The sequence below is a fragment of the Stenotrophomonas sp. 2YAF22 genome (assembly GCF_052114665.1).
Classification (GTDB): domain Bacteria; phylum Pseudomonadota; class Gammaproteobacteria; order Xanthomonadales; family Xanthomonadaceae; genus Stenotrophomonas; species Stenotrophomonas indicatrix.
Genome location: NZ_JBFRFE010000145.1, coordinates 1 through 7795 on the forward strand (window position 1 = coordinate 1; position 7795 = coordinate 7795).

The 7795-nt window shown below is 66.2% G+C and carries 8 protein-coding genes; 3 read left to right on the forward strand and 5 right to left on the reverse strand.

What is annotated here, in order from left to right; translation table 11 throughout:
* The 3 genes from AB4Y84_RS08010 to AB4Y84_RS08020 form a co-directional block, all read right to left on the reverse strand.
* On the reverse strand, positions 1-317 hold a 317-nt coding region (locus AB4Y84_RS08010; protein ID WP_442249965.1), incomplete at its 3' end, for an LON peptidase substrate-binding domain-containing protein.
* Complete coding sequence (gene mpl / locus AB4Y84_RS08015) at positions 314-1678, reverse strand: UDP-N-acetylmuramate:L-alanyl-gamma-D-glutamyl-meso-diaminopimelate ligase (protein ID WP_442244448.1); 1365 nt, start codon at positions 1676-1678, stop codon at positions 314-316. The genes mpl and AB4Y84_RS08010, both read right to left, overlap by 4 nt.
* Before the next feature lie 327 nt (positions 1679-2005).
* Entirely contained in the window at positions 2006-2569 is a 564-nt protein-coding gene (locus AB4Y84_RS08020; RefSeq protein ID WP_363731790.1) for an adenylate kinase, read from the reverse strand.
* A 136-nt stretch (positions 2570-2705) separates the two neighbouring features.
* Here AB4Y84_RS08020 and AB4Y84_RS08025 point away from each other — a divergent pair, with 136 nt between their 5' ends.
* Together AB4Y84_RS08025 and AB4Y84_RS08030 are read left to right on the forward strand one after the other, a co-directional pair.
* Complete coding sequence (locus AB4Y84_RS08025; protein WP_442244449.1) at positions 2706-3962, forward strand: 6-phosphofructokinase; 1257 nt, start codon at positions 2706-2708, stop codon at positions 3960-3962.
* Between the two features lie 117 nt (positions 3963-4079).
* Positions 4080-4469, forward strand: a complete 390-nt coding sequence (locus AB4Y84_RS08030; RefSeq protein WP_312786547.1) for a DUF488 domain-containing protein — start codon at positions 4080-4082, stop codon at positions 4467-4469.
* Between the two features lie 143 nt (positions 4470-4612).
* Here the strand turns inward: AB4Y84_RS08030 and AB4Y84_RS08035 are convergent, their stop codons facing one another.
* Positions 4613-5116 (reverse strand): hypothetical protein, encoded by a 504-nt coding sequence (locus AB4Y84_RS08035; protein ID WP_223496440.1) that lies wholly within the window; start codon positions 5114-5116, stop codon positions 4613-4615.
* Between the two features lie 257 nt (positions 5117-5373).
* Between AB4Y84_RS08035 and AB4Y84_RS08040 the strand changes: the two genes are divergently transcribed.
* Complete coding sequence (locus tag AB4Y84_RS08040) at positions 5374-7401, forward strand: sodium-translocating pyrophosphatase (protein WP_313249861.1); 2028 nt, start codon at positions 5374-5376, stop codon at positions 7399-7401.
* Positions 7402-7491: 90 nt separating this feature from the next.
* Here AB4Y84_RS08040 and AB4Y84_RS08045 read toward each other — a convergent pair.
* Positions 7492-7795 (reverse strand): energy transducer TonB (locus tag AB4Y84_RS08045; RefSeq protein WP_442249966.1); only part of this gene is annotated, 304 nt, incomplete at its 5' end.

Genomic DNA, 7795 nt, shown 5'->3' on the forward strand with positions numbered 1-7795 from the left:
ACCACCAGCCCGTTGTCGCGCACGCGCGTGCGCTCGACGTGGAAACGACGGGTGCCGCGCAATCGCAGCTGCAGCACGCCATCGGCGCCGACATCGAAATCCTCGATCTTCACCTGCACGCCGAAGGCGGCCGGCGTTGCCGGCGCTCCCACTTCGTTTCCTTCCAGGATCAGGCAGACACCGAAACCTTCACCGCTGCGGCCGGTTTCGCGCACCAGATCCAGGTAGCGTGGCTCGAAGACACGCAAGCCGATGGCCGCGCCCGGCAGCAGCGTCGTATGCAGCGGGAACAGCGGCAGCGAACCCTCACTGCTCATCGTGCCTGCAGCCCTGCAAGGAAGCGGCGCGGCGCGCCGTCGAAGCCGCCGTTGGACATGAACACCACATGGTCGCCGCTGCGCACGTCGGCCTGCAGCTGCGCCAACAGCGCATCGGTGTCGGCCACGGCATGCGCCTGTCCGCGCACCGCCGCGATCACCGCTGCCGCATTCCAGGCCAGCTCCGGGCGGTGCAGGAACACCACCTCATCGGCGAGTGCCAAGGACGGTGCCAGTGCTTGTGCGTGAGCGCCCAACCGCATCGAATTGCTGCGCGGCTCCATCGCCACCACGATGCGGGCATCACCGACCCTGGCACGCAGGCCTTCGAGCGTGGTCGCAATCGCGGTCGGGTGATGGGCGAAGTCGTCGTAGACGGTAATGCCATCGTGGTTGCCGATCACTTCCATGCGCCGCTTGACGCTGCGGAAGCGCGCCAACGCCGGGATCACCTCGGCCGGCGCAACACCCACTGCGTGCGCAGCGGCCAGTGCAGCCAGGCCATTGAGCACATTGTGCCGGCCCAGCAGCGACCAGTGCACATCGCCCAGCGCCTGCCCGCGATGATGGACGCGGAACGCGCTGCCATCGGCGGCCAGCAGCTCGGCATGCCATTCCAGCGCGGGGTCGAAGCCGAAGCGTTCGACCGGGGTCCAGCAGCCCATCGCCAGCACTTCGGCAAGGTGCGCGTCTTCGCCATTGACGATCAGGCGGCCGCGCGCCGGCACGGTGCGCACCAGGTGGTGGAACTGGCGCTGGATCGCCGCCACGTCGGGGAAGATGTCGGCGTGGTCGTATTCAAGGTTGTTGAGGATCGCCACCAGCGGCCGGTAGTGCACGAACTTGCTGCGCTTGTCGAAGAACGCGGTGTCGTACTCGTCGGCTTCGACAACGAACTCGCGGCCCTGGCCCAAGCGGGCGGACACGCCGAAGTCCTCGGCCACGCCGCCGATCAGGAAGCCGGGGGAGCGACCGGCATTCTCCAGCAGCCAGGTCAGGATGGTGGTGGTGGTGGTCTTGCCATGGGTACCGGCCACAGCCAGGGTGTCACGGCCCGGCAGGACCTGCTCGGACAGCCACTGGGCGCCGGAAATGTAGCGCTGGCCGGCATCCAGGACGGCTTCGACGGCAGGATTGCCGCGCGACAGCGCGTTGCCGATCACCACCTGCCCGGTGCCCTCCGGCACGCTGTCGGCGCGGTAGCCCTGGTCCAGGGTGATGCCCAGCTGCTCGAGCTGGGTCGACATCGGCGGATAGATGGCCTGGTCGCTGCCACTGACCGTATGGCCCAGTTCCCGCGCCAAGGCGGCCACGCCACCCATGAAGGTGCCGGCGATTGCAAGGATATGTACGCTGCTCATGACCGTGGATTGTGACCGATCACGGCTGTATAGGGCCATTGCCGGCAACAGGGTAAGAGAACCCCTACAGCCACTGTGAGAAAACTCCAACCGCATGTCAGGGAATTCCCGATAGCGATGTTCTGTGAACCCGGACACAATTCAGGATGCCAGCCGCAGTACCCGAACCGGTCCTACTCCCCAAGAGGCCATCCCCAAGGGAGCTCATGCTGTGGGGGCCCTGAGCAAGCCCTTTGCTGGCACCTATGAAACAAAACAGGCCTGATCCTCGCGGATCAGGCCTGTTTTTTTGCGCCTTCAGTCGCCGGCATCAACCGGCCACGAGGGTCAGCGCTTGATCGCCGCCAGGATGCGGGCTTCGATCTCGTCCAGCTCACCGACGCCGTCGACGCGGGCCAGGGTGCCACGGGCAGCGTAGAAGTCGACCACCGGGGCGGTCTGGTCGTTGTAGACCTGCAGGCGCTGACGCACCGCTTCCGGACTGTCATCGGCGCGGCCCTGCTCCTTGGCACGACCGGCGATGCGGTCGACCAGCAGCTCGGTGGCCACGTCCAGCTGCACCACCGCGTCCAGCGGCTGGCCGATCTTGGCCAGCAGGCCGTCCATCGCATTGGCCTGGGCCACATTGCGCGGGTAGCCATCCAGGATGAAGCCCTTGGCGACATCGGCCTGGGTCAGGCGCGACTCCAGCATGCCCAGCAGGATGTCGTCCGAGACCAGGTTGCCGGCGTCCATCACCGCCTTGGCCTGCTTGCCCAGCTCGGAGCCGGCAGCGATTTCCGCGCGCAGCATGTCACCGGTCGAAATGTGGGCGATACCCAGCTTTTCCTTCAGGCGCGTCGCCTGTGTCCCCTTGCCCGAACCGGGCGGTCCCAACAGAACCAATCGCATTGACCTGACTCCAACGTGTTGAAAATTAAGAAGGTTCGCGTCCCGGACGGTCCGGTATCGCTGCACCGCAATAGCGCCACTTTACCGCATACGGGTAATGTCCCTGCAATGTCCCCTCCCCCGAGCAGGTAGAAGCATGCGCAACGGTACTCTCCTTTATGCCCAGTCCGGCGGTGTCACCGCGGTCATCAATGCCACAGCCGCAGCGGTGATCGAGCAGGCCCGGGCCAAGGGCATCAAGGTCCTGGCTGCCCGCAACGGCATCCTCGGTGCCCTGCGCGAGGAGCTGATCGACACCAGCAAGGAGAGCGCCGCGGCCATCCGCGCGCTGGCCCATACCCCGGGCGGCGCCTTCGGCTCATGCCGGGTCAAGCTGAAATCGCTGGACGCCGACCGCGCCCGCTACGACCGCCTGCTGGAGGTGCTGCGCGCACACGACGTGCGCTGGTTCCTCTACAACGGTGGCAACGACTCGGCCGATACCGCGCTGAAGGTCTCGCAGCTGGCCAAGGCCTCTGGCTACGACCTGACCTGCATCGGTGTGCCCAAGACCATCGACAACGACCTGGCGGTGACTGACACCTGCCCCGGCTTCGGCTCGGCGGCCAAGTACACCGCCGTGTCGGTGCGCGAAGCGGCGCTGGACGTGGCGGCGATGGCCGAGACCTCCACCCGGGTCTTCATCTACGAGGCAATGGGCCGCCACGCTGGCTGGCTGGCTGCGGCCGCTGGCCTGGCCGGCAACGGCGATGACGAAGCACCGCACATCATCCTGCTGCCCGAACGCGCCTATGACGAGGCGGTGTTCCTGGCCAAGGTCAAGGCCGTGGTCGACCGCGTCGGCTACTGCGTGGTGGTGGCCTCGGAAGGCATAGCTACCGCCGATGGCCGCTTCGTCGCCGACGCCGGTGGCGGCAAGGATTCGTTCGGCCATTCGCAGCTGGGCGGCGTGGCCGCGCATCTGGCCGGGCGGGTCAAGGACCAGCTGGGGCTGAAGGTGCACTGGGCCCTGCCCGACTACCTGCAGCGCTCAGCCCGCCACCTGGCCAGCAAAACCGACTGGGAACAGGCCCAGGCGGTCGGCAAGGCTGCGGTGCAGCTGGCGCTGAAGGGTCAGAACGGGGTGATGCCGGTGATCGTGCGCAGCAGCGATGCACCGTATCGCTGGAAGATCGAAGCCGCACCGCTGTCGAAGATTGCCAACCACGAGAAGAAGATGCCGGCCAGCTTCATCCGTCGCGATGGATTCGGCATCACGGCCAAGGCACGCGCCTACCTGTCGCCGCTGATCAAGGGCGAAGCGCCGCTTCCGTATGGTGCCGACGGCCTGCCGAAGTACGTGACGCTGAAGAACGTGGCGGTGAAGCAGAAGCTGCCAGCGTTCGAAGGCTGAAGCCGTAAAGGGGACGGAGGGGATTAAGTCGTATACGCCCTTCCGTCACCTCCACCAGTGTCAGCAGCGGGTCGGATACGACTTAATCCCCTCCGCCCCCTTTTTGCGAGGAATGCCATGGCGTTGCGTGTTGTTCGACTTGGCTCTCCGCGTGCGCCCGGTGAAGGCCTGCGCATCGGCACTGTGCGGCGCCCGCCGCGCGGTGTGCCGCGCAGCAAGTTCGCGGATCAGGACTGGTACGACGTGTGGTTCCCGACACTGTCACCCAGCGCCGAGCTGGTGAAGCAGGCGCATGAGGCGAAGACCGCTGCCGATTGGAATGCGTTCTTCCGCCACTACAAAGCCGAGATGAAGGCGCCTGATGCGGCGCATGCGCTGGATCTGCTGGCCGCACTATCGCAGCACAGCGATATCGCGGTGGGCTGCTATTGCGAGGACGAGGCGCAGTGCCACAGATCGGCACTGCGCGAGCTGCTGGTGGCGCGTGGAGCGAGGCTTGCGGATTGATCGCGGGGTTGCCGGCCAGCGGCCGGCACTACCCGGGTCTCCCTCCCAGTAGATCCACGCCATGCGTGGATGCCTGGCCTCAATTGCAGGCCTTGCCCAGGTCTCCCTCCCAGTAGATCCACGCCATGCGTGGATGCTCAGCCTCAATTGCAGGCCTTGCCTTCCATCTGCAGCTGCGCGGCGAACATCGTCACCTGCGGGATCTTGCCGGCGGCGGCCTGCTTCTTGGCTTCTTCCAGATAGATGCGCGACTGTCCCTGCCCATCCAGCGCCTGCGCGTTGTTCACCGGAAGGCGCCATACGCGCACCACCGCCTGCTGTGCCGGACAGGCGGCATTCGGAACACGGATCACATCATTGAGTTTCCAGCCCTTGTCCGCGCTTGGTTGCGCCTTGCTGTAGTCGACAAACCGGGCACGCGGCTGGCACTGCTCGCTGGTACGCACCGCCGAGAAACGATAGGGCTCGGCGGCCTGGCCGGTGAACGCGCCTTCCAGGCGGGCACAGGCTTCGGGAATCTGCCGCAGCGTATGCACGGCGCCGACCGCTTGTGGTGCACCCACCGCTCGCTGCAGTTCCGGTGCTTCCGCCGCGAAGGCAGGCATGGCCGGGGCCAGAACGGCAAGCATCAACAGGGACAGGCGCATGGGGAATCTCCGACGGGACTGCGCGCAGGCTTGCAGAGGCTGGCTTAACGGGGTGCAAAGAAGACCCTGCCGAGCGCCGCTCGACTCCACAGGTGGTGGCACGCATACTGCGGACACCAGGGAATGCTGAACACCGCCATACGTCGGACGACCACCAAGGTCGGTACGGGTTGGTTCCAGGCTGCAGCCCGTCGTCCCCCTCGTGGTGCCGTTCATCGCCACTGGATGCTTGTCCATCCATTCTGCGGAGGGGTCTAATGCTGGAACGTCACGGGCTGTCATTGGCGCTGGGCTGCGCCATTCTCGCGATCCTGTACGGAATCGTCTCGGCGCGCTGGATCCTGCGCCAACCCACCGGCAATGAACGCATGGTCGCCATCGCCACGGCCATCCAGGAAGGTGCGCGCGCCTACCTCAACCGCCAGTACCTGACCATCGGCATCGCCGGCGTCGTGCTGTTCGTGCTGGTCGGCGTCTTCCTGAGCTGGTACACCGCGATCGGCTTCGCGGTCGGTGCGGTGCTGTCCGGTGCTGCGGGCTACATCGGCATGAACGTGTCGGTGCGCGCCAACGTACGCACCGCAGAGGCCGCGCGCCACGGCATCAGCGCGGCAATGGACGTGGCCTTCCGCGGCGGCGCGATCACCGGCATGCTGGTGGTCGGCCTGGGCCTGCTCGGCGTGGCCGGCTACTACGCGCTGCTGCTGCGGCTGGGCCTACCGATGGAACAGGCACTGCATGCGCTGGTCGGCCTGGCCTTTGGTTCATCGCTGATCTCGATCTTCGCGCGCTTGGGCGGCGGCATCTTCACCAAGGGTGCCGATGTCGGCGCCGATCTGGTCGGCAAGGTCGAAGCAGGCATTCCCGAGGACGACCCGCGCAACCCGGCGGTGATCGCCGACAACGTCGGCGACAACGTGGGCGACTGCGCGGGCATGGCCGCCGATCTGTTTGAAACCTATGCCGTCACCGTGATCGCCACCATGTTGCTGGGCAGCCTGATGCTGGCCGAAGCTGGTGCCAATGCGGTGCTGTATCCGCTGGTGCTGGGTGGTGTTTCGATCATCGCTTCGATCATCGGCGCGCTGTTTGTGAAGGTGAAGCCCGGTGGTTCGATCATGGGAGCGCTGTACAAGGGGGTGATCGTCTCCGGTGTGTTGGCAGCGATCGCGTTCTACCCCATCACCACCGGACTGATGAGTGACAACGTGCACGGGCCGATGGCGCTGTATGGCTGTGCGCTGATCGGCCTGGTATTGACCGGCCTGATCGTGTGGATCACCGAGTACTACACCGGCACCCAGTACAAGCCGGTGCAGCATGTTGCGCAGGCCTCGACCACCGGCCACGGCACCAACATCATTGCCGGCCTCGGCATCTCGATGAAGTCCACCGCGCTACCTGTGATCGCCGTCTGCGCGGCGATCTGGGGCGCGCACGCACTGGCCGGGTTGTACGGCATCGCCATCGCCGCCACTGCAATGCTGTCGATGGCGGGCATGATTGTCGCACTCGATGCCTACGGGCCGATCACCGACAACGCCGGTGGCATCGCCGAGATGGCCGAGCTGCCCTCGGAGATCCGCGACATCACCGATCCGCTCGATGCAGTGGGCAACACCACCAAGGCGGTCACCAAGGGCTATGCCATCGGCTCGGCGGCACTGGCCGCACTGGTGTTGTTCGCCGACTACACGCACAACCTGCAGGCGGCCAATCCCGGCCAGGAGTTCCGCTTCGACCTCAGCGACCACACGGTGATCATCGGCCTGCTGATCGGTGGCCTGATTCCCTACCTGTTCGGTGCGATGGCGATGGAAGCCGTCGGTCGCGCGGCCGGCGCGGTCGTGGAGGAAGTGCGGCGGCAGTTCCGCGAGATTCCCGGCATCATGCAGGGCACCGCCAAGCCGCAGTACGACAAGGCGGTGGACATGCTGACCCGCTCGGCGATCCGCGAAATGATCGTACCGTCGCTGCTGCCGGTGGCGGTGCCGGTGGTGGTCGGCCTGCTGCTGGGGCCACGTGCGCTGGGCGGGCTGCTGATCGGTACGATCGTCACCGGGCTGTTCGTGGCCATTTCGATGACCACCGGCGGCGGCGCCTGGGACAACGCCAAAAAGTACATCGAGGATGGTCACTTCGGTGGCAAGGGCAGCGAGGCGCACAAGGCAGCGGTGACCGGTGACACCGTGGGTGATCCGTACAAGGACACCGCCGGCCCGGCGATCAACCCGCTGATCAAGATCATCAACATCGTGGCGCTGCTGCTGGTGCCGTTGCTGTAGATCCACGCCATGCGTGGATGTCGGCTCCGATGGGGTCAGAGCCCTTTCCTGCGGAAAGGGATCCGACCCCGCTGCAGACCCTGCCGACGGTCAGYGCCCACGCAGGAAGAACGACACCGGCACCATCACGTCCACCGGGTCGCCGGCCACTTCGGCCGGCGGCGCCGGTACCGGGCTGGCGCGCTGCACGGTGTCCAGCGCCTCCTGGTCGAGCAGTGCGAAGCCGCTGCTGCGGCCCAGCCTCACGCCGGAGATTGCTCCATCACGGGCCACCGCGAAGCGCACGTAGACCACTCCCTGCTGGCGCAGTCGTTCGGCCTGGCGTGGATAGCGCCGATGCTTCTGCAGGTGCCCGAGCAGGCGTCCTTCCCAGGTCGCCTCGGCACGGCTGCGC